The organism is Pseudoduganella sp. RAF19, from assembly GCF_052114165.1.
Lineage (GTDB): Bacteria > Pseudomonadota > Gammaproteobacteria > Burkholderiales > Burkholderiaceae_D > Rugamonas.
The window spans coordinates 38,172-60,079 of the sequence record NZ_JBFREF010000005.1 but is presented as its reverse complement, the minus strand read 5'-3'; the positions used below and the strand labels follow the sequence as shown (position 1 = coordinate 60,079).

At 64.6% G+C, this 21,908-nt stretch carries 18 protein-coding genes and 1 riboswitch; of the genes, 7 read left to right on the top strand and 11 right to left on the bottom strand.

Going from position 1 to position 21,908, the window contains the following annotated elements; translation table 11 throughout:
• Nucleotides 1-128: 128 nt before the first annotated feature.
• Nucleotides 129-2,885 carry a DNA polymerase I gene (gene polA / locus AB4Z19_RS13500; RefSeq protein WP_442035425.1) on the bottom strand — a complete coding sequence of 919 codons (2,757 nt, stop codon included), beginning with the start codon at nt 2,883-2,885 and terminating at the stop codon, nt 129-131.
• A gap of 122 nt (nt 2,886-3,007) precedes the next feature.
• Between polA and AB4Z19_RS13495 the strand changes: the two genes are divergently transcribed.
• The 4 genes from AB4Z19_RS13495 to AB4Z19_RS13480 are packed head-to-tail and all read left to right on the top strand — an operon-like array spanning nt 3,008 to nt 7,477.
• On the top strand, nt 3,008-3,421 hold the full coding sequence (locus AB4Z19_RS13495) for a hypothetical protein (protein ID WP_442035424.1): 414 nt from the start codon (nt 3,008-3,010) through the stop codon (nt 3,419-3,421).
• A gap of 30 nt (nt 3,422-3,451) precedes the next feature.
• On the top strand, nt 3,452-4,411 hold the full coding sequence (locus tag AB4Z19_RS13490) for a homoserine kinase (RefSeq protein WP_442035423.1): 960 nt from the start codon (nt 3,452-3,454) through the stop codon (nt 4,409-4,411).
• Complete coding sequence (locus tag AB4Z19_RS13485) at nt 4,408-5,169, top strand: BPSS1780 family membrane protein (RefSeq protein WP_442027517.1); 762 nt, start codon at nt 4,408-4,410, stop codon at nt 5,167-5,169. Before AB4Z19_RS13490 ends, AB4Z19_RS13485 begins: the two co-directional genes overlap by 4 nt.
• 7 nt (nt 5,170-5,176) lie before the next feature.
• Entirely contained in the window at nt 5,177-7,477 is a 2,301-nt protein-coding gene (locus AB4Z19_RS13480) for a UvrD-helicase domain-containing protein (protein WP_442035422.1), read from the top strand.
• Here the strand turns inward: AB4Z19_RS13480 and AB4Z19_RS13475 are convergent.
• The 10 genes from AB4Z19_RS13475 to thiC form a co-directional block, all read right to left on the bottom strand.
• Complete coding sequence (locus AB4Z19_RS13475; protein ID WP_442035421.1) at nt 7,474-7,923, bottom strand: hypothetical protein; 450 nt, start codon at nt 7,921-7,923, stop codon at nt 7,474-7,476. The genes AB4Z19_RS13480 and AB4Z19_RS13475 overlap by 4 nt on opposite strands.
• A 166-nt stretch (nt 7,924-8,089) precedes the next feature.
• Nucleotides 8,090-10,780 carry a M56 family metallopeptidase gene (locus AB4Z19_RS13470; protein WP_442035420.1) on the bottom strand — a complete coding sequence of 897 codons (2,691 nt, stop codon included), beginning with the start codon at nt 10,778-10,780 and terminating at the stop codon, nt 8,090-8,092.
• Nucleotides 10,781-10,989: 209 nt separating this feature from the next.
• On the bottom strand, nt 10,990-12,096 hold the full coding sequence (locus AB4Z19_RS13465; protein WP_442035419.1) for an S-(hydroxymethyl)glutathione dehydrogenase/class III alcohol dehydrogenase: 1,107 nt from the start codon (nt 12,094-12,096) through the stop codon (nt 10,990-10,992).
• A 68-nt stretch (nt 12,097-12,164) separates the two neighbouring features.
• Nucleotides 12,165-12,596 (bottom strand): response regulator, encoded by a 432-nt coding sequence (locus tag AB4Z19_RS13460; protein ID WP_442027716.1) that lies wholly within the window; start codon nt 12,594-12,596, stop codon nt 12,165-12,167.
• Nucleotides 12,597-12,749: 153 nt separating this feature from the next.
• Complete coding sequence (locus AB4Z19_RS13455; protein ID WP_442027717.1) at nt 12,750-13,376, bottom strand: ANTAR domain-containing response regulator; 627 nt, start codon at nt 13,374-13,376, stop codon at nt 12,750-12,752.
• 34 nt (nt 13,377-13,410) lie between these two features.
• A complete protein-coding gene (thiE, locus tag AB4Z19_RS13450) occupies nt 13,411-14,031 on the bottom strand; it encodes a thiamine phosphate synthase (RefSeq protein WP_442027719.1) in 621 nt (206 codons plus the stop codon).
• A gap of 12 nt (nt 14,032-14,043) precedes the next feature.
• Complete coding sequence (gene thiD, locus AB4Z19_RS13445; protein WP_442035418.1) at nt 14,044-15,081, bottom strand: bifunctional hydroxymethylpyrimidine kinase/phosphomethylpyrimidine kinase; 1,038 nt, start codon at nt 15,079-15,081, stop codon at nt 14,044-14,046.
• The gene (locus AB4Z19_RS13440; RefSeq protein WP_442035417.1) at nt 15,078-15,857 is read right to left on the bottom strand and encodes a thiazole synthase; all 780 of its coding nucleotides are present in this window, start codon (nt 15,855-15,857) and stop codon (nt 15,078-15,080) included. The genes thiD and AB4Z19_RS13440 overlap by 4 nt, the downstream gene beginning before the upstream one ends.
• A 94-nt stretch (nt 15,858-15,951) precedes the next feature.
• Nucleotides 15,952-16,155, bottom strand: coding sequence for a sulfur carrier protein ThiS (gene thiS / locus AB4Z19_RS13435; protein ID WP_442027676.1), 204 nt, complete (start codon nt 16,153-16,155; stop codon nt 15,952-15,954).
• A complete protein-coding gene (thiC, locus tag AB4Z19_RS13430) occupies nt 16,152-18,014 on the bottom strand; it encodes a phosphomethylpyrimidine synthase ThiC (protein WP_442027677.1) in 1,863 nt (620 codons plus the stop codon). Before thiC ends, thiS begins: the two co-directional genes overlap by 4 nt.
• 74 nt (nt 18,015-18,088) lie before the next feature.
• A riboswitch (TPP riboswitch) is annotated at nt 18,089-18,191 on the bottom strand.
• 82 nt (nt 18,192-18,273) lie between these two features.
• Here thiC and AB4Z19_RS13425 point away from each other — a divergent pair.
• From AB4Z19_RS13425 to AB4Z19_RS13415, 3 genes are all read left to right on the top strand, one after another.
• A complete protein-coding gene (locus AB4Z19_RS13425; RefSeq protein WP_442027679.1) occupies nt 18,274-18,897 on the top strand; it encodes a hypothetical protein in 624 nt (207 codons plus the stop codon).
• A 104-nt stretch (nt 18,898-19,001) separates the two neighbouring features.
• Complete coding sequence (locus tag AB4Z19_RS13420) at nt 19,002-20,543, top strand: S8 family serine peptidase (RefSeq protein WP_442027680.1); 1,542 nt, start codon at nt 19,002-19,004, stop codon at nt 20,541-20,543.
• 154 nt (nt 20,544-20,697) lie between these two features.
• Nucleotides 20,698-21,897, top strand: a complete 1,200-nt coding sequence (locus AB4Z19_RS13415; protein ID WP_442035416.1) for a DUF4382 domain-containing protein — start codon at nt 20,698-20,700, stop codon at nt 21,895-21,897.
• Nucleotides 21,898-21,908: the final 11 nt, after the last annotated feature.

Sequence of the window (21,908 nt, the reverse complement as noted above, 5' to 3'; positions counted from 1 at the left end):
GGTTATCAGATTGGCCATTCTGACAGAATTTGTCGGCAGGTTGCCAAAATTTGTCAGGTGGCCGTGACAAAAATCGGCGAACCCTAAAATCGGGGTCAGACCCTAGGGTCTGACCCTGGGGTTAGGGTTCAGTGCGCCTCTTCCCAGTTTTTGCCGACGCCGACTTCGGCGACCAGCGGCACGTTCAGCTTGGCGACGCCCGCCATCAGCTGGGGCAGCTTTTCGCGTACCAGCGCCAGCTCGTCGTCCGGCACTTCCAGCACCAGTTCGTCGTGCACCTGCATGATCATCTTGCTGCGCAGGTTGGACGACTCCAGCCAGTCCTGCACCGCGATCATGGCCAGCTTGATCAGGTCGGCGGCCGTGCCCTGCATCGGCGCGTTGATGGCCGCGCGTTCGGCGGCCTGGCGGCGCGGGCCGTTGGGCGAATTGATCTCCGGTAGCCACAGGCGGCGGCCGAACACGGTCTGCACATAACCCTGCGCCTTTGCTTCGGCGCGCGTTTCGTCCATATAGCGCTTCACGCCGGCGAAGCGGGCGAAGTAGCGGTCGATATAGCTTTGCGCGGCAGCGCGGTCGACACCCAGGTTGGCAGCCAGGCCGAAGGCGCTCATGCCGTAGATCAGGCCAAAGTTAATCACCTTGGCGTAGCGGCGCTGTTCGGATTGCACCTCGGCCGGCGCCACGCCGAAGATTTCGGCGGCGGTGGCGCGGTGAATGTCCTCGCCTTCCGCGAAAGCGCGCAGCATGTTTTCGTCGCCCGAGATGTGGGCCATGATGCGCAGCTCGATCTGCGAGTAGTCGGCTGACACGATATGCGAACCGGCCGGCGCCACAAAGGCTTCGCGGATGCGGCGCCCCTCGGCGGTACGCACCGGGATGTTTTGCAGGTTCGGATCGTTCGACGCCAGACGGCCGGTGATCGCCACGGCTTGTGCGTAATTGGTGTGCACGCGGCCGGTGGACACATTGATCATCTTCGGCAGCTTGTCCGTGTAAGTGGACTTCAGCTTGGACATCGAGCGGTATTCCAGCAGCACTTTCGGCAGCGGGTAATCCTCGGCCAGTTTCTGCAGCACTTCCTCGTCGGTGGATGGCGCGCCGCTTGGCGTCTTCTTGATGACAGGCAGCTGCAGCTTGGTGAAGAAGATTTCGCCGATCTGCTTGGGCGAGCCCAGATTGAAAGGCTGCTCGGCCAGTTCGTAAGCCTTCTGCTCCAGCTCCACGATGCGCGCGGCAAGCTCGCTGGACTGCGTATTCAACAGGCCGGCGTCAATCAGCACGCCATTGCGTTCAATCTTTTGCAGCACGACAGCGGTCGGCAGTTCGATGGTGTTGTAGACCGTGGTCAGGCCTTCGTGCGCGGCGACGTGGCCGTGCATCGCCAGGTGCAGACGCAGGGTGATGTCGGCATCTTCCGCCGCGTATTCGGTGGCGCGCTGGATCTCCACCTGATCGAAGCCGATCTGGCTGGCGCCCTTGCCGCACACCTCTTCATAAGCGATGGTCTTGTGGTTCAGGTGGCGCATGGCCAGGCTGTCCATATCGTGGGTGCGATGCGATTCGAACACATACGATTGCAGCAGCGTGTCGTGCACGATGCCGCGCAGGGCCACGCCGTGGTTGGCGAAGATATGCGCGTCGTACTTCAGGTTCTGGCCGAGTTTAGGCTTGGATGCGTCTTCCAGCCACGGCTTCATTTTCTCCAGCACCAAGTCGCGCTGCAACTGCACCGGCGCACCGGCATAGCGGTGGGCCAGCGGGATGTAGCAGGCGATGCCCGGCTCGATGGCCAGCGAGATGCCGACCATTTGCGCCAGCATCGGTTCCAGCGAGGTGGTTTCGGTATCGATGGCGGTCAGCCCGGCCTTGTCGATGCGCGCCAGCCAGTCGTCCAGCTGGGCCTCGGTCAGCACGGTTTCATAGCTGACGGTGGCCGGTGGCGCGGCGAACAGGTCTTGCGTGGCGCCCGGCGCGGACGGCGCAGGCGCGGCGGCCGCTGCGCCGGTTGGCGCAGCAGGCGTCATGCCGCCCAGTTCGCGCAGCAGGGTTTTGAAGCCGTACTTGCTGAAGAAGGCCAGCAGCAGTTCACGGTCTTCGCTTTTTGCGACCAGCGATTCGGAAATCGACATCATGTGCTCTTTGAGGTCGCAATCCGTCTTTACCGTAATCAACTGGCGGCCCTTCGGCAGCCATTCCAGCGCGGCGCGCAGATTGCCGCCCACGACGCCGCCGATCTTGTCGGCGTTGGCCATGATGCCTTCCAGGCTGTCGTACTCCTGCAGCCACTTGAGCGCCGTTTTCGGGCCGCACTTGGCCACGCCCGGCACGTTGTCGACAGTGTCGCCGATCAGGGTCAGGTAATCGATGATGCGGTTGGGCGGCACGCCGAACTTGGCCAGCACGCCGGCTTCGTCCAGCTTCTCGTTGGTCATGGTGTTGATCAGAGTGACCTTGGGCGTGACCAGCTGGGCCAGGTCCTTGTCGCCGGTGGAAATGATCACTTCCATGCCGTTCTTTTCAGCGTCGACCGACAGAGTGCCGATCACGTCGTCGGCTTCCACACCGTCCACCATCAGGATCGGCCAGCCCATGGCGCGCACCGCTTCGTGGATGGGTTCAATCTGCAGGCGCAGATCGTCCGGCATCGAGGCGCGCGTGGCCTTGTATTCCGGGTACATATCATCGCGGAAGGTCTTGCCCTTGGCGTCGAACACGCAGGCAATGTAAGCGGCGGGGAAATCGGCGCGCAGCTTGCGCAGCATATTGACCATGCCGTGCATGGCGCCGGTGGGGTAACCGTCCGGGCTGCGCAGGTCGGGCAGCGCGTGGAATGCGCGGTAGAGATAACTGGAACCGTCGACTAACAGCAGGGTAGTTTGCATAGAGCGGAAATATGGGGCCTGTGGCGGAAAATTCAATATTCCATTATCGCAGAGTTTTGGCTGGCAGCTTTTGGTCAGTTTGTTACAATGAACCTTATAACAAACCACGCGAACACCCCATCATGCGCGCTTCCGCCCTCACCCTGGCCCTGTCCCTCGTGGCAACTGCCGCTGTCGCCCAACAGGCGCCCAGCAAGGCGCCGCCCCAGCTCGAACAAATCGAGGAAGTGGACAACCCGATCACGGTGACCACCAAGCCAGGCAGTGACAAGCAAGTGCAAGAGAAGCGCGAAGGCGGCCGCATCACCGAATCCACGGTGAAAAGCGGCAAGAGCGTGTACACGGTCAACCACCGTCCGCCGGCCGGCACGGCCATGCCCGGCGACACCATGGGCCAAGCCATCCGCGGCCCTGCCTGGACCGTGATGGAGTTCGATATCGCCGCCAAGAAGAAAAAGCGCAGCGCAGAAAATGCCGCTGCCGAGGATGCCGCCGAGGCGCCTCCGCCGCCGCCTGCCGCGCCAGCTTCGAAATAGGCCCCATCGACTCATTTAACCTGGTTGCTCATGGCAGTTTTTACTCCCGTCACGTTGGACGACGTACGCCAATGGATTCCGCAATTCCCTCTTGGCAAGGCCCTGGCGCTGAAAGGCATCGCCTCCGGCATCGAAAACAGTAATTTTTTTCTCAGTACCGAACGCGGCGAGTATGTACTCACCCTCTTCGAGAACCTGAGTTTTGAACAACTGCCCTTCTACCTCGAACTGATGCGCCACCTGGCTCAGCACGGCGTGCTGGTGCCCGATCCGGTGCCGAACGCGGAGGGCGCCCTGTGCGTGCCGCTGCAAGGCAAGCCGGCCGCCATCGTCTCCAAACTGGAAGGCAGCTCGCAGATGGACCCGCAGCCCGTGCATTGCGCGGAAGTGGGCGCCATGCTGGCGAAGATGCATCTGGCGGGACAGGACTTCCCCCTGCAGCAGCCCAATCTGCGCGGCATCGACTGGTGGCATGAAGCCGTACCGGCCGTGCTGCCCTTCCTGAAACCGGACGAAGCCCAGTTGCTGCGCGAGGAAATGGCCTTCCAGGACGCCTTCCACGCGGACACGAACTACGCGGCCCTGCAGCAAGGCCCGGTGCATGCCGATCTGTTCCGCAACAACGTGATGTTTGACGGCGAGCGTCTGACCGGCTTCTTTGACTTCTACTTTGCCGGCTGCGATACCTGGCTGTTCGACGTGGCGGTGACGGTCAACGACTGGTGCATCGACCTGAACACGGGTGTGCTGGACGTGGCCCGCGTGCGCGCCATGCTGGACGCCTACCACGCGGTGCGTCCCTTCACGGCTGCGGAGCAGGATGCCTGGCAAGCCTGCCTGCGCGCCGGCGCCCTGCGCTTCTGGCTGTCGCGCCTGTACGACCTGCACCTGCCGCGTGAAGCCGAGCTGCTGACGCCGCACGACCCCGGCCATTTCGAACGCATTCTGCGCGAACGCATTGCCGTGGCGGCACCGGTGCTGGCGCCATGAACAAGCTGCCCGCCAGCGCCGGTTGGGATTGGATCAGACAAGGCTTCGCGCTGTTCCGCCAGCAGCCGGGCGGCCTGTTCATGATCCAGATCGCCTATATGCTGATGTTTGTCGTGCTCGGTCTGATCCCGATTCTGGGCCAGATCGTGCCGGTTGCGCTGGCGCCCGTGTTCAGCGCCATCTTCCTGCAGGCCTGCCTGAACATCGACCGCGGCGCGCGCATCGAACCGCGCCTGCTGCCGCAAGGCTTCCGTGCGCCGGGCGTGCCGACGCTCGTGCTGCTGGGCCTGCTCTACATTATGATCGCGGCCATCGCGCTGGGCATTTCCATGCTGGCCGACGGCGGCGCCCTGCTCAAGATGGTGACCGAAGGCGGCCAGCCGGACCCGAAAGAACTGGCCGAGTCCGGCATCGGCGGCGCGCTCTTGCTGGCCATGCTGATCTATCTGCCCGCCATGATGGCTTTCTGGTTCACGGTGCCGCTGGTGAGCTGGCAGCACATGGGCCTGTTCAAAGCCCTGTTCTACAGCTTTTTCTCGGTGTGGCATGCGCTGAAAGCCTTCCTGGTTTTCCTGCTCAGCCTGTTCGGCATCCTGCTGCTGTCGGTGCAGCTGATCCTGCTGCTGTTCGGTGCGGGCGGTGTGGGCACCATCCTCATGCTGATGCTGTGGATGATGCTGATCATCCTGATCCACTGCGCCTTGTACGCCAGCTATCGCCAGGTGTTCGGCGCGCCGGAGGAGCTGCCGCCGGTATAATGGCGGGATGCAAAATCTTCTCCACAACCTCAATCCCGAACAGCTCCAAGCCGTTACCCTGCCGTCCCAAAATGCCCTGATCCTGGCTGGCGCCGGATCGGGCAAGACGCGCGTGCTGACTACCCGCATCGCCTGGCTGATCCAGACCGGACAGGTTTCGCCGGCCGGGATACTGGCGGTTACCTTTACCAACAAGGCGGCGAAAGAAATGCTGACCCGCCTGTCGGGCATGTTGCCAATCAATACACGCGGCATGTGGATCGGCACCTTCCACGGCCTGTGCAACCGCCTGCTGCGCACCCACTACCGCGACGCCGCCCTGCCCCAGACGTTCCAGATTCTCGACACGCAAGACCAGCTGTCGATGATCAAGCGCCTGCTGAAGGCGAACAATATCGATGATGAGAAGTTTCCGCCGAAAACGGTGATGTACTTCATCAACAACAACAAGGACCAGGGCCTGCGCGCCTCGGCGGTGGAAGCCTACGACGCCATGGAACGCAAGCTGGTCGAGCTCTACCAGCTGTACGACGATCAGTGCCAGCGCGAAGGCGTGGTCGATTTCGCCGAGCTGCTGCTGCGTACCTACGAGCTGCTGTCGCGCAATCAGCCGCTGCGCGAGCACTACCAGCAGCGCTTCCGCCATATCCTGGTGGACGAATTCCAGGATACCAACAACTTGCAGTACGCCTGGCTGAAGCTGATGGCGGGCCACCAGTCGCAGTTCGGTGGCGCCCTGTTTGCCGTGGGCGACGACGACCAGAGCATCTACGCCTTCCGCGGCGCCAACGTCGGCAATATGCAGGCGTTTGAAAGCGAGTTCCAGGTCGGGAACCTGATCAAGCTGGAACAGAACTATCGCTCGCACGGTCACATCCTGGATGCGGCCAATCTGCTGATCGCGAATAACAGCCGCCGCCTCGGCAAGAATCTGCGCACCGACGCCGGCCACGGCGAACAGGTACGTGTGTACGAGGCTTCCTCCGATTTGCAGGAAGCGCAGTGGATCATCGAGGAAGCCAAGAGTCTGGTGGCGGAAGGCGCCTTGCGTTCCGAGATCGCCATCCTGTACCGCTCCAATGCACAATCGCGCGTGATCGAACACGCCCTGTTCTCGGCCGGCCTGCCCTACCACGTGTACGGCGGCCTGCGCTACTTCCAGCGCGCCGAGGTCAAGCACGCCATCGCCTATCTGCAGCTGATGGACAATCCGCACAATGATTCGGCCTTCCTGCGCGTGGTGAATTTCCCGGCGCGCGGCATCGGTGCGCGCACGATTGAGCAATTGCAGAACGCGGCCGAAACTTACGGTATTTCGCTGTATGCCGCCGTGCCTTATATGGTCGGCAAGGCGGGCAGCGCGCTCGGCTCGTTCACGAAATTAATTGAAGGCGTGCGCTTCGAAACGCAGCAAATGGCGCTGCCGGAACTGGTGCGCATCACGCTGGAATCGTCCGGCCTGCTGCAGCATTACCAGAACGAGAAGGAAGGCGCGGACCGCATCGAAAACCTGGAGCAGATGGTGTCGGCGGCCAGCCAGTTCGTGTCGGAAGAAGGCTTCGGACAAGGCGCGCCTGCGCACCTGGGCCCGGCCGCACAAGCTGCGTCCGGCGCGCAGGTAGTGGTGGCCGATGGCGTCGAAATCCTCGATGCCGATGCACCGCTGGCAACCGTGATGTCGCCATTGTCCGCCTTCCTGTCGCATGCTTCGCTGGAAGCGGGCGACAACCAGGCGCAAGCCGGCCAGGACGCGCTGCAGCTGATGACCGTGCACTCGGCCAAGGGCCTGGAATTCGACAACGTCTTCATCACCGGCCTGGAAGAAGGCCTGTTCCCGCACGAAAGTTCATCGAAGGAAGACGGCGGCGTGGAAGAGGAACGCCGCCTGATGTACGTGGCCATCACGCGCGCCCGCAAGCGGCTGTACATGTCCTTCTGCCAGACCCGCATGCTGCACGGCCAGACGCGCTACAACATGAAGTCGCGCTTCTTCGACGAACTGCCGGAGGAGTCCCTGAAGTGGCTGTCGCCGCGCGTGCAGCCAAGCTGGTTCGGCGGCTCGCGCCGTTCCGCCTGGGATGAGATGCCATCCGTGCCGTCGGCGGATAATCAGCTGGCCGCACGCATCAACCAGAAGTCGGGCGGCACCGGCTGGCGCATCGGCGAGTCGGTGGCGCACGCCAAGTTCGGCGAGGGGGTGATCATCAATATCGAAGGCAGCGGTGCGAACTGCCGCGCGCAGATCAACTTCGGCGCGGTCGGCATCAAGGTGCTCGACCTGTCCGTCGCCAAGCTGGAACGGATTTAACTGGCGGTCCTGCCCCGGCCAAGAACTTTCAACAGCTGGGGCGGCACCTTGCCGTCCACGATCTTTGTGCTCAACTTGGGCAGCGGATGCACGATGCCGTCATTGATCACGCCGACGATCAGCCATTCCTCGCCCACCTTTACCGAGAAGTCCCACACGCCCTCGCAGCTGGTGCCGGACATGGCGCCGGAACTGGTCATCATCGTAATGGTCGGCGTCGCCTCGCCGCGCCACCAGGACGAGGTTTCAATCTCGATCCGCTGCTCCACCACCCCGCCCTGCCGCAGCATCTCCGTGACCTCCGCCACCTTGCCCTTCAAGACCACCTTCGGCATATTGTTCGACCGCAGATAAGCCTGCATATCCGACGCCACCGCCGGCACTTTGCAGGCCGACGCGGCATCAGCGATCAGGCAGAGGACAAGCGCAGCAATGTAATTCTTCATGGCAGGCGATCTCTCAAGGTTGGCCACCCATTATGCCAGCACTTGCCTACCAGGGAAGCGACGGCAACGGGATGATGAGTGAAGACAGGGGCCGTAGCGTGCCACGGACCTGATCAGAACCCAAGGCGGAGAGCAGGTGGCTGCCACGATGTGGCAGCCACCAGTTTTACAGCACGGGTTTGGCGCGGCCGGAGGTGATGGCGTCGTCGATCAGGTCGCGCACGGTCTTGTCGGCCTCGCGCGAAAGGCGGCCCTGCTCGCGGCCCAGCTCGCCCATTTTGCGGCCCAGTTCCTGCATCGGCTTGCTGGCTTCGGCCATCTGGCGGTGCAGCGATGCCATCGGCTCGCGGCTGGAATCCAGTTTGGCGTGCTGGGCGGCCAACTGCTGGGCGGCCTTGCTCATTTGCTCCTGCAGGGGCTGCATCTTTTCCTGCAGCTGGCGCATTTGCTCGTTGAGCTTTGCGCGCTGCTCCTCGTTGGCATCGGCCATACGCTCGCCAACACGGCCCATGTCGCGGCCGATGCGTTCCTGCTGGCGGCCCAGCTGCTCCATCTGGCGCTCGAAGTTGCGCATGGCGGCGCGCTGCTCAGGCCCGCCCATGGCTTCCTGCACGGCCTTCTCGATCTGCTCGCCCAGCTTGTCCATTTCCTTGCCGCGCACGTCCATGGCGCGGCCCTGCTCTTCCATCTTGGCAGCGTGCGCTTCGACCGGCTTCCAGGCGTCAGCGACCTTGGCCAGCAGGGCTGGGTCCTGGATCACGTATGCCTTGCCGTCCTTGCGTACCCAGACGAAATCGCCTTTGACGTCGGACTGGACTTTGCTCAGCTGCTCCCAGTCGCTGCGACGGCCAGTGATCGAGACTTTCTTGCCGTCACGGATGATGGCGTAGGACAGGTTGCGGCCATCGTCGCTGAAGCTGTAATGCCAGCCGTCGCCTTCACCTTTGGGTGGCTTGGGTGGTTTGGGCGGTTTCGGCATTGGATGGGCTTGCAGGGCCGGGATAGCAGGGACGGCGGGCAACGCGGCGTTGGGTGCAGGCGGAGCTGGTGGTGCGGGCGGCACCGGCGGTACCGGCGGCACAGGGTCGATGTCGTTGCGGGCGAGACGGGCGGTACGCGCAGCATCGCGGGCAGCATTACGGGCGGCGCGCGCGGCGTCACGCTCGGCGCGGACGGAGGCGGCGTCGGCAGCACGCGCGGAGTCCGCGGCGGCTGCGGCGCCGTCAGCAGCCGCCGCCTGGGCGGCGCGGGCTGCTACCGCGGCCGATGCAGCGGCAGAAGCGTGGGCTGGAGCGATAGCAACGGCAGGGGCCGCAGCGGCGGCTGGGGCGGCAGAGGCGGCCGATGCGGCGGCAGCATCGTGGGCCGGAGCGACAGCAGCGGCAGGGGCCGCAGCGGCGGCTGGTGCTGCGGCAGCAGCAGGGGCAGCAGCAGGCGCGGCAGCTGCCGCCGGAGCGGCAGCTGGAGCAGCGGTCATTGCTGCAGCGGCGTCGGGAGCGTCAGCAGCATCGGGGGCTGGTGCAACGGCACGAGCCTCAGCTGCGGCTGGGGCCGCAGCGGGTGCGTCAGGCGGGACCGCGCTCCAGCCGTCGGGGCTGGGGGCGATGGCGCGGCTCGGGACGGCCGCTGGGGCGTCCGGCGCGTCGGCTGGCGCGCTGGGGGCGCTGGATACTGCGGCTGTGGGCGCGCTGTCGGCTTGGCCGGCGGGGGCGGCGTGGGCGTACAGCACCACGCAGGCCGTGCACAGGCCGAGCAAAGGGGTAGCCAGCTTCCAGCTGAGCGGCTCGGCGTCAGGGCGCAGCAGGCGTTTGATACGGGACATGAGATCTCCTCCGTGTGCCGCGGGGGCAGCAAAATGCGAGGTTGAAAACTGGAACTTGTCCAGTTCGGAAAGTGCAAGGGCCAGGCGCCGCGGTTCGCCGAGCGTGCTTGCGGCCAAATCATCTGCAATCTGTTCCCGCTCGGCGCGGATGCGCTTGGACAGCATCCATACCGTCGGGTGGTAGAACAGCACAATCTCGATCGCGCTCTGGATGAGATTGACGAGGTAGTCGTGGCGCTTCACATGCGCCAGTTCGTGCGCCAGGAGCGCCTCCAGCAAGTCGGGCGGCAGGCCGCTCAGCAGCGAAGCCGGCACCAGCACCACGGGACGCAATACGCCTGCCGTCATCGGCCCGTCCAGCTCATCATCCGAAATGCCCAGGCGCACGGCGCGGCGCAGGCCGAAGCGCTGGGCCAGCCGGTCCAGACGGCCTTGCCACTGCGGGTCAGCGTGGTAGTGGTCCGGCAGCGTGCGCGCCTGCACCCATTGCAGGCCAAGCGAGAGGCGCAGAGTCATCAGGGCGGCGCCGCCAGCCCATAGCAGCACTAGCCAGGGGATCTGGCGGCGCAGGGTGTAGTCGAGAGCGATCAGCTGGTCGTCGTCCAGCACGGTGGAAAGGGCCGCGCGCAGCGCCACCGCGCCTGGTGCCGCGCCGGCACCGGCCGCCTCGGCATGGGAGCTTTGCACAACGGAAGCGGGGTCAGACGCGGCGTGCGCATGAACGGAGAAGGCGTCGGCACTGCCGGGCAGCGCGGCGGGGATGGCCGCGGCGTCCATGGGTGGCGGCAGGAGGCTGGCCATGGTGGCCGCGCCGGGAGCCGTGGCGGCAGCAAGGCGGCTCACCGTGCCGGCCAGCGGGAGTGCCGCACACAGCAGCAGCGCCGCGCAGGCCACGGCGTAGCGCGCTTGCGGCCGCGCGTTGCGCAGCAGGACTAGGGCCACCGTGGCGGCCCAGCCGATGAGCAAGCCCTGCCACAGGAAGTGCAGCAGCGACCAGCCCAGGGCCGGTATCAGTGCGTTCAGCAGGTTGCTCATGGGTGCTCCTCGTTATTATGTGAACCTAGAATAAATGATCTAGATCTAAGTGTCTAGAATTTTTTGTCTAGATGCGGACGCGACGTGTTGAGCTGAACTTTACGTCGGCGTCAGCGCCGCCGCCGCGCGAATGCGACGGACGGCGGAATACGAGGAATAAGATGCAAAACCGCGGCAGCGCCGCGGCGGCGGCCAGCGCGGCCGCAGGGTCAGAACATCACAACGGAGCGGATCGACTCGCCGCGCTCCATCAGCTCGAAGCCTTCGTTGATGCGTTCCAGCGGCAGGGTGTGGGTAATCAGCTCATCGATGCGCAGCTTGCCGTCCATATACCAGTCGACAATCTTCGGCACATCGGTGCGCCCGCGCGCGCCGCCGAAGGCCGAGCCCTTCCACTCGCGGCCGGTGACCAGCTGAAACGGGCGGGTGGAAATCTCCTGCCCCGCCGCCGCCACGCCGATGATAATGGACTTGCCCCAGCCCTTGTGGCAGCACTCCAGCGCCTGGCGCATCAGAGTGGTATTGCCGACGCACTCAAACGAATAATCCGCGCCGCCATCGGTCAGCTGGATGATGGCGTCCACCACATTCTCCACATCCTTCGGATTGATGAAGTCCGTCATGCCGAAATCGCGCGCCATTTTCTCGCGCGCCGGATTGATGTCGACGCCGATGATCTTGTTGGCGCCCACCATCTTGGCGCCCTGGATCACGTTCAGGCCGATGCCGCCCAGGCCGAACACCACCACATTGGCGCCCGCTTCCACCTTCGCGGTGAACAGCACGGCGCCCACGCCGGTGGTCACGCCGCAGCCGATGTAGCACACCTTGTCGAACGGCGCGTCGCTGCGGATCTTGGCCAGCGCGATTTCCGGCACCACGATGTAATTGGAGAAGGTCGACGTGCCCATGTAGTGGAAGATGGGCTTGCCATCCAGCGAGAAGCGGCTCGTCCCGTCCGGCATCAGGCCCTTGCCCTGGGTGGAGCGGATGGCCTGGCACAGATTGGTCTTGCGCGACAGGCAGAATTTGCACTGGCGGCATTCCGGCGTGTAGAGCGGGATCACGTGGTCGCCCGCGCGCAGCGAGTTCACGCCCGGTCCGCACTCGACCACCACACCCGCGCCTTCATGGCCCAGGATGGCGGGGAAGATGCCTTCCGGATCGGCGCCGGACAGGGTGTACTGGTCCGTGTGGCAAATGCCGGTGGCCTTGATTTCCACCAGCACCTCGCCGGCGCGCGGACCCTGCAAGTCCACTTCCTCGATGGTCAGCGGCTTGCCCGCCTGCCATGCTACGGCTGCCCTGGTTTTCATTGTGTACTCTCCCCTGCTATGAATAAAACGACATCATAGCAAGGAGAGCAGCCATCCGCCCGTGGCGCTCAGGGTTCCAGCGGTTGCAGCGGCGGCGCCATGGCCTGTAGCGCGGGCGGCACCAGCGGGTCAATGCCCAGCAGCAGGGCCACGGTGCGCCACAGCTGGCTGGGTGAGGTCCAGGGTTTGGGCAGGAAGGCGTGCGCCTGATGGTGCGGCACCGGCTGGCTGGCCGAATACAGCAGCACCGGCGTGTGCTGGCTGCGGGCGCGCAAATGCTGCACCAGATGATGGCCGTCGCCGTCCGGCAGCCTGGGGTCCAGCACCACCAGGGCAAATTCGTGGGCGGCCAGGTGGGCCTGGGCCGCCGCCAGAGTCGCTACGTGCACCACTTCGGTATCCGGCACCAGCAAGGTGGCCAGCACCACGGCAGCATCGTGATCAGGGTCCACGTGCAGCACGCGCGGCAGCACATAGGTCTCGTCTGAAGACATAATCATGGAAATCTCCGCTACTGGGATGGTCGGCGGAGCTGGGCCGAAGAAATCGGGGACGGCGGCGGGGGAATGGCGGCCGGGCAGCGGCGCGGGCGGATGAACGGCTCGCGCTGCCGTAAGCGACAGTGTAGCGCAGCGTGCGCTGCGCAGAAAGATTTATTTCTTCAGGCGTGCATTAAATGCAGCATGCAAACCGTTCAACATTTCCTCCGCCTGCAGCAGCTGCTCGGCCACTTCATTGATCTTGCGGCGGCTGGAGCGGGCATGGTCGCGCAGCACTTCGAACGCCGTGTTGCGGTCGGTCTGGTACTTGCACATCAGGAGGCCCACGGCCAGGCTGGTTTCGCGCCCGGCCGCCAGCGCCGCGTTCAGGTTCATTTCGGTGCGGCGCAGCTGGCGGATTTCGTCGGCCCGCGCCAGGCCGGCCTGGAAGGCGGGCATCAAGTGGTGCTCGTCGACCGGCTTCACCACGAAGCCCACGGCGCCGTAGGCCGCCGCCTGCTTGGCCGCATCGGCATCGCCGCGGCCGGACAGGAACATGAAAGGCACCGAAGTATTGCGGTTGAGCTGCTTGGCCAGTTCCAGCCCGCTCATGCCGGGCATGTGGATGTCGAGCAGGGCCAGGTCGGGCTCGCGCTCGCCGATCGCTTGCAGGGCTTCATCCGAGGAATGGGCGGCCACCGTGTCATAGCCTGCATGGCGCAGCAGCTCGCCCAGGTATTCGGTGAGCAACTTGTCGTCGTCGACGATGAGGATCAGGCGCTTCGGTGCGGGAGCATTCATGTTCGGCAACCTTGGGCTTATGGCAATGCGGAAATTATAAGCCCGTTTCTCCGAACAGGGCGCGGAAGGCTTGCACCGCGCCCCCCACGTCGCTTGCCTGGTACACGCTGCTGATCGCGGCCACCATGTGCGCGCCTTGCGCCACCAGCGGCGCCGCGTTCTCTGGCGTCATGCCGCCGATGACCACCACCGGCGCGGCCAGCGCCGCGCGCGACTGGGCCACGATCTGCGGCGCCGTGGTCACCGCGTACTTCTTGACCCGCGAGGGATAGAAGCCGCCAAAGGCCACGTAGCTGGCGCCTTGTGCCGCCGCCTCATGCGCGCGCTGCAGTTCGCCGTAGCAGGTGGCGCCCACCAGCTTGCCGGCGCCCAGCGCAGCGCACGCGGCGGCCACGCTCATGTCGGTGCCGCCGACGTGGATACCGTCCGCGTCCAGTTCCTGCGCCAGCGCCAGGTGGTCGTTGATGATGAAGGGTGTGCCGTGGCGGCGGCACAGGGCCTGCAGCTTGCCGGCCTGCTCGTAGCGTAGGGCCTCGCTGGCTGTCTTGTGGCGGTACTGCAGCAGCGCCACGCCGGCAGCCAGCGCCTGTTCGGTGGCGTCCAGCAGGCGGGCGGTGTCGTCCCAGTCGGGGGTGACGAGGTAGAGTCCTTGCATTTGTTGTCTCCTTCAGATGGTCCAGCGCTGCGGGATGCGCTGGCCGGGGGCGATGGCATAAGCGGACGACAGCGCACGCTGGGTATAGCCCTGCCCTTTCGCCAGCGCCTGCGCCATGCTGCAGCCTTGCGCCAGCAGGGCCGCAATCGCCGACGCCAGCGTGCAGCCGCTGCCATGAAAACTGCCTTGCAGGCGCGGCCAGCTCCAGTTCTGCTGCTGGGTCGGCCCCAGCCAGCGGTTTACCACTTGTTCACCGTCGTCATGGCCGCCCGTCACCAGCACATGCTGGCAGCCCAGCGCACGCAAGCTGTGCGCATGCGCCAGCGCGGCGTGATGCGCACCGATCGCCGCCGCCGCACTCACCATCGCGCGCTCCCGCGCCGCGCCGCGGCTGGGCAGATCACCGGCGGAAGCTGCGCCGGCCGACCGCGCGTCGCCGGGGAAGGCGACGCCGGGCGACGCCGGGCTGCTGGCGGCGGCGTCGGCGACGGCGCGGGGGCGGCTGGTTGGCGCGGGGAGCGGACGCAGGTCGGCGCGGGCGCGCTGGGCCAGCGCGGCGGCTTCGGGGCCGTTGGGAGTGATGAGAGTGGCGAATGGCAGCAGCGGGGCCAGCGCAGCGGTGGCGTCGCCGGCACCGAGCGCGTCGCCCAGGCCGCTGCGCAGCACGGGATCGAGCACCACGGGCGGGTCGCTGTACAGCTTCGACGCCCAGCCAGGCGCCGCACCAGCTGCCGCGCGGTGCGTGGCGCGCATCTCGGCGATCAATGCCACAATGGCCGCCGCATTTTCCGCGCTGCCGGGAATGCCGATCTTCACCGCGCTGACCGGCACTGCGGCCAGCAGCGCGCGGGCCTGCTGCAGTACCACTTCCGCCGCCACCGGCACCACACTGTGCACGCGGTTATTGTCCTGCACCGTGAGCGCCGTCAGCACCGGCAAAGGATGGGCGCCCAGGGCCGTGATGGCCTGGATGTCCGCCGCAATGCCGGCGCCGCCGGACGGATCGGCGCCGGCAAACACCAGCACGCAAGGCCGCTCGCCAACGCTCACGCGATCCTCCCGGCCATCGGCGAAGACGGCGAAGCGGCAAAGCGGCGCGGCATACGGCCCGCCAGATAAGCCTCCCTGCCCGCCTGCACGCCCAGCTTCATGGCACGCGCCATGCGCACCGGGTCCTGCGCGGCCGCGATGGCGGTGTTCATCAGCACTCCGTCGCAGCCCAGCTCCATGGCAATCGCCGCGTCGGACGCCGTGCCCACGCCCGCATCCACCAGCACCGGCACCTTCGCCTGTTCGATGATCAGCGACAGATTCCACGGATTGAGAATGCCCATGCCGCTGCCGATCAGCGAAGCCAGCGGCATCACGGCCACGCAGCCAATGTCCTCCAGCATGCGCGCCTGGATCGGATCATCGCTGCAATAGACCATGACGTCGAAGCCATCGCGCACCAGTTCCTTCGTCGCGGCCAGGGTTTCCGGCATATTCGGGAACAGGGTCTTTTCGTCGCCCAGCACTTCCAGCTTGACCAGCTTGTGGCCATTCAGCAGTTCGCGCGCCATTTGCAGCGTGTAGATGGCGTCCTTCGCGTTGTAGCAGCCGGCCGTGTTGGGCAGGATGGTGTAGTCGGAAGGCGGCAGCACATCGAGCAGGCTGGGCGCCTTCGGGTCCTGGCCGATGTTCACGCGGCGGATCGCCACTGTGATGATTTCCGCTTCCGCCGCATCGGTCGCTTCGCGCGTCTGCTGCAGATCCTTGTATTTGCCGCTGCCGACCAGCAGGCGGCTCTTGTACTGCTTTCCTGCGATTGTGAGGTAATCGTTCATGATCTTCCTTTCGTGGCCGGACGCCGCGCAGAACCCGCGGCGCCAGGCTGGTGCCTGCCACGGCGTGGCAGGCACCTGTTTTACGCTTCCGGTTCTAACCGCCGCCAATGGCGCGGACGATGTCTACTTTGTCGTGTGCCGCCAGCGTGTGCTCGTGCCAGCGCTGGCGCGGCACCACGCTGCGATTGACGGCCAGCGCCAGCGCCTGGCCCTCCAGCTGCAGCGCTGCCACCAGCGCGTGCAGCGTCTGCTGCGGCGGCACCTGGTGCGGCGCCCCGTTCAGTTCAATCTGGATCATGGCTGCTGCTCGCGATAAATCTGCGCGCCGTTCTTCACGAACTCAATCGACTTTTCGACCATGCCTTTTTCCGCAAACTCGCGCACTTCCTGCGTGATCTTCATCGAGCAGAAATGCGGACCGCACATGGAACAGAAGTGCGCCACCTTGGCCGAGTCTTTCGGCAAGGTCTCGTCGTGGAAAGCGCGCGCCTTGTCCGGATCGAGGCCGAGATTGAACTGGTCTTCCCAGCGGAATTCAAAGCGCGCCTTGGACAGCGCGTTGTCGCGGATCTGTGCTCCCGGATGGCCTTTCGCCAGGTCCGCAGCGTGGGCCGCGATCTTGTAGGTGATGATGCCTTCCTTGACATCATCCTTGTCCGGCAGGCCGAGATGCTCCTTCGGCGTGACGTAGCACAGCATGGCCGTACCGTACCAGCCGATCTGCGCCGCGCCAATGCCGGAAGTGATATGGTCGTAGCCCGGCGCGATGTCGGTCGTCAAAGGACCCAGCGTGTAGAACGGCGCTTCGTCGCACTGCTCCAGCTGGATGTCCATGTTCTCCTTGATCAGCTGCATCGGCACGTGGCCCGGACCTTCGATCATCACCTGCACATCGTGCTTCCATGCGATCTGGGTCAGTTCACCCAGGGTGCGCAGCTCGCCCAGCTGGGCATCGTCGTTGGCGTCATACACCGAGCCGGGACGCAGACCGTCGCCCAGGCTGAAGGTCACGTCGTAGGCCTTCATGATTTCGCAGATCTCTTCGAAGTGCGTGTACAGGAAGTTTTCCTTGTGGTGGGCCAGACACCATTTCGCCATGATCGAACCGCCGCGCGAGACGATGCCCGTCATGCGCTCAGCCGTCAGCGGCACATAGCGCAACAGCACGCCGGCGTGGATCGTGAAATAGTCGACGCCCTGCTCCGCCTGTTCGATCAAGGTATCGCGGAAGATTTCCCAGGTGAGGTCTTCGGCCTTGCCATTGACTTTTTCCAGCGCCTGGTAGATCGGCACGGTGCCAATCGGCACGGGGCTGTTACGGATGATCCATTCACGCGTTTCGTGAATATGCTTGCCGGTGGAGAGGTCCATCACCGTGTCGGCGCCCCAGCGGATGGCCCAGGTCATCTTCTCGACTTCCTCGCCGATCGACGAGGTCACTGCGGAGTTGCCGATATTGGCGTTCACCTTCACCAGGAAGTTACGGCCAATGATCATCGGCTCCGCTTCCGGGTGGTTGATATTGGCCGGGATCACGGCACGGCCACGCGCCACTTCTTCGCGCACGAATTCCGGCGTGATCTCGTCCGGGATGCTGGCGCCAAATGACTGGCCGCGATGCTGGCGTCCCAGCAGGCGCGCCATCTTTTCGCCGTCCGGTCCCGATGCGCGCAGACCTTCGAGGTATTCCTTGCGGCGCAGGTTTTCGCGGATCGCGATGAATTCCATCTCGGGCGTGATGATGCCCTGGCGCGCGTAGTGCATCTGGCTTACGTTGCGGCCAAGGGCCGCGCGGCGCGGCGTGCGTTGCAGCTCGAAGCGCAGGGCGTCCAGCGCTTGATCGGCCAGGCGCTGCTTGCCGTAGCCGGAAGTTGGTCCATCCAGCTGCAGGGTGTCGCCGCGCTGCGAGATCCACGGCGCACGCGGTGTGGCCAGGCCTTTGCGGATATCGATTTGCACATCCGGGTCCGTGTAAGGTCCGGAGGTGTCGTACACCGTGACCGGTGCGTTATTGCCGGACAGGCTGATCTCGCGCATGGGCACGCGGATATCGGCACGGCTGCCGGTGACATACAGTTTGCGGGAATTGGGCAGCGGTGCGATCGCTGCGCTGTCTACCTCGGCCTCGGCGGCGAGGAATTGCGGATTGGCGTTCAAGTTTTGGCTCCTTTGCGGCAGGAGCCAGCAAAGGAGGTTAGGCTGCACACGCAAACACCGGCAGAGCGGCGCATGCGGACATCCTGAAGCTTCCCTTCGCTGGCATTATCCAGATCAGGTTCGGAGGGTATTTCTCACCCGCGCACCTCTCAGCGCGCAGGACCCCTAGCGTGTGCCGCCTTGCGGCAGCGATGCGATCATAACCCAGTCAGTGCGTTGCCGCCAAGCCCCCCGTTATAATCGCCGCGGGAGGAAATCAATGCGAACAGCAATCTGGGCGGCGCTACTGCTGCCTGTCGTGGCGATGGCGCAGGACACGCGGGCGCCGACGAGCGCCGAACAAAAGAGCTTCGAAACTTTTTACCATGCCCGCTATCCGGAAGCGGCGCAAGTGCCGCCCGTGCTGGTGACGCGCGCGCCGCAGCGCAAGGAGTGGCGGTTCAGCGCGTACGCCGACAGCGCGCCGCAGCGCATCGTGCTGCCGCTGTGCCGCATGCAGCGTACGGAGTTTGTGCGCGAGGACGGCGCGTGGCATGAGCGCGATCGGCAGACCACACTCACCTGGATCAATCACACGCCCCAATGCAGCGCGCCCCCCGGCACGCCGGTCGCCCTGCGCGCCGACATGCCGGATATCGACCAGTTGCGCCTGATCCAGTCGCAAAACGAACTGCTGCAAAGCGCTCGCTTGCTGATGGCGGGCAACACCAACTGCGCGCCAATCCGCTCGCGCAACTTCCACCTCATCGCGCTCGATAAAGCCAAAGACGGCTTGCCGATGATGGTGTTCGAAAGCGATATCGGCAAAACGGCGGGCGTGTCCGTACGCAAATCGCGCGCCGATCTTACTGCCTGGAATGTTTCCTGCGCGGGGACGCGTTAAAAACGCAACAACTGACAATTTGCTAGCGAATCCGTTTGCCCGGCAGCTCAGCCGGGCCTACGCTTGAGTGTGTTTCAACGCGACTATCTTGGGAGAGATAAATCATGACGCACAGCAAGCTTCTACCGCTAGCCATTGCCGCCTCAACCTTCGCCGCCGCCCTGCCCGCCTACGCCGCAGCACCGGATAAAGTCCGCGTCGTGGTGGCCTTCCAGCCCGGCGCCGCGGCCGCCGTCCGCTCCGCTGCCGCTGCCGCACACGGCGCCGTCGCGCATGAGATTTACGGCATGGACGCGATGGCGATTGAAGTGCCGCCGCAAGCGCTGCAAGGTCTGCAGCACAACCCCAACGTGCTGTATATCGAGCAGGATGAGAAGCGCTATCCGATGGCCTTGCGCAAGGCCGGCGGCACGCCCGGCAACAGCGCGCAAACCATCCCATACGGTATCAGCATGGTGCAGGCCGACCAGCTGTCCGATGCGTCGGCTGGCAACCGCAAGCTGTGCATCGTTGATTCCGGCATCGACGCCAATCACGAAGACATCATCGGCAACAACCTCACCGGCGAGTGGGACAAAGGCACCGGCTGGTGGTACACCGATGAAGACCAGCACGGGACGCACGTTGCGGGCACCATTGCCGCCGTCAACAATGCCATCGGTGTGGTGGGCGTCAATCCGAACAAGCAGCTCAAGCTGCACATCGTCAAAGTGTTCGGCGCCGATGGCTGGGCGTATTCGTCCACCTTGGCCACGGCCGTCAACAAGTGCGGCGCAGCGGGTGCGAACATCATCAGCATGTCGCTGGGCGGCGGTAAGCCGACCAAGACGGAAGAAAAGGCCTTCAACGCGCTGGCCGCGAAGAATGTGCTGTCCATTGCGGCGGCAGGCAACGACGGCAACACGGCCATCTCCTACCCGGCCGGCTACGCTTCCGTCGTGTCGGTCGGCGCGCTGGATGCGAACATGAACTGGGCCGACTTCTCGCAGTACAACAGCAAGGTGGAACTGTCGGCGCCCGGTGTGGCCGTGACGTCCACCGTGCCGATGGGGACCGGCGCCGACTCCGCGCTCACGGTCGGCAACAAGAGCTATGCCGCAGGCGATATGGAGGGCTCGCCCAAGTCCACGGCCAGCGCGCCGCTGGCCGACTTCGGCCTCGGCGACAAAGTCGACGCCAGCGTAAGCGGCAAGATCTGCCTGATCCAGCGCGGCAGCATCGACTTCGCCACCAAGGTATCCAACTGCCAGACCAGCGGCGGCAAGGGCGCCATCGTCTACAACAATGTGGCTGGCGGCTTTGGCGGCACGCTGGGCACGACCGTCACGAATATTCCATCAGTCTCCGCAAGCCAGGCTGACGGACAGGCGATGCTGGGCCAGTCGGGCCAAGTGGCTACGATCACGATCACGCCATCCAACTATGCGGTATGGGACGGCACTTCGATGGCCACGCCGCACGTATCGGCTGTCGCCGCGCTGGTCTGGAGCCTGCACATCAATTGCACCGCGGCTCAGTTGCGCACCTCGCTCGACCTGAGCGCACGCGACCTCGGCACGCCTGGCCGCGACGACAAGTTCGGCTATGGCCTGGTGCAAGCGAAGGCGGCACATGACCGTATCACCGCGAAAGGCTGCGGCAAATAGGGCGCGTTTGGGATGGGCCGCGGCGCAGCGTTGCGCGGAAGCCGCGGCTAGCTCAGCATTGTGTAACAGTCCGTTACTATGTGCCCTAACTCACTTTTAATTTTCCGCCTGGAACGGATAATGACCTTAGAACATAACCATAAAGAGGCCCATTATGAAATCCTCCCTTCCTGCTCTCTCCCTTGTCGCCGCTGCTAGTTTGCTGACCGCTTGCGGCGGCGGAGGTGGAGGTGGCAGCTCGACGCAGCCACCAATGCAGTTAGGCTCCGTCTCCGTCTCCCTGACCGACGCTCCGGCCTGTGGCTTCGATGCGGTGAACGTCACCGTTTCCAAAGTCCGGATCAATCAAAGTTCGAGCGCCAGCGATACCGACAGCGGCTGGACCGACATCACCTTGTCGCCAGCGAAGAAAATCAATCTGCTCAACCTGAACAACGGCGCGCTGGAAGCCCTGGGCACTGCGTCGCTGGGCGCGGGCCACTACAGCCAGCTGCGCCTGGTGCTGGACGGCGGCGCCAACAGCAATACCGTCATCAAAACCGGCAGCGCCAATGAGATCGCGCTCGATACACCAAGCGCCCTTCAAAGCGGCATCAAGCTGGTCAACGAATTCGACGTGGCTGCGGGCCAGCGCGTTGACCTGGTGCTGGACTTCGACGCCTGCAAATCCATCGTCAGCAAAGGCAATAGCGGCAACTACAGCCTGAAGCCGGTGGTGAAAGTCGTGCCCACCGCTTTGAACGGCATCAGCGGCTTCGTCGCCACGGCGGCGCTGGCAAGCCATGTGGCCGTCTCCGCGCAACAGAATGGCGCGATAGTGGCATCCACCACGCCAAACCCCACCACCGGCGAATTCGACCTGACGCGCCTGCCAGCCGGTAATTACGACGTCGTCATCATAGCTGACGGATATGCCGCCAACGTGGTGGGCGCCGTGCCCGTCACCGCCAGCGCCATGACGCAGATCAGCACCACAGCAGCGCCCATCGCGCCCGTTGTCTCGCTGGACCACAACATCAGCGGCAGCGTGACCCAGAACCCGGTCAGCAGCACGGAGCCGGCGCAGGTCGCAGCCCTGCAGGCGATTACCGGCGGCCCCACCGTCACCCTGAAGTACACGCTCACCCCAATCGGTGGTGGCGCCTACACCCTGACAGGCCTGCCGGTCGCTGCGCCGCGCTACGTGACGTATAGCGCCACCCTGCCACTGGTATTCGCCACCGCGGCCATCGTCCCACCAGCAGGCCAGTACCGTGTTGACGCATCGGCAACTGGCTACACCACCAAATCGGTGGCCGCAGTGAACGTCAGCACCACCGACCAGGCCAACGTCAACTTCGCCCTCACACCGTGACCATTTGGGGT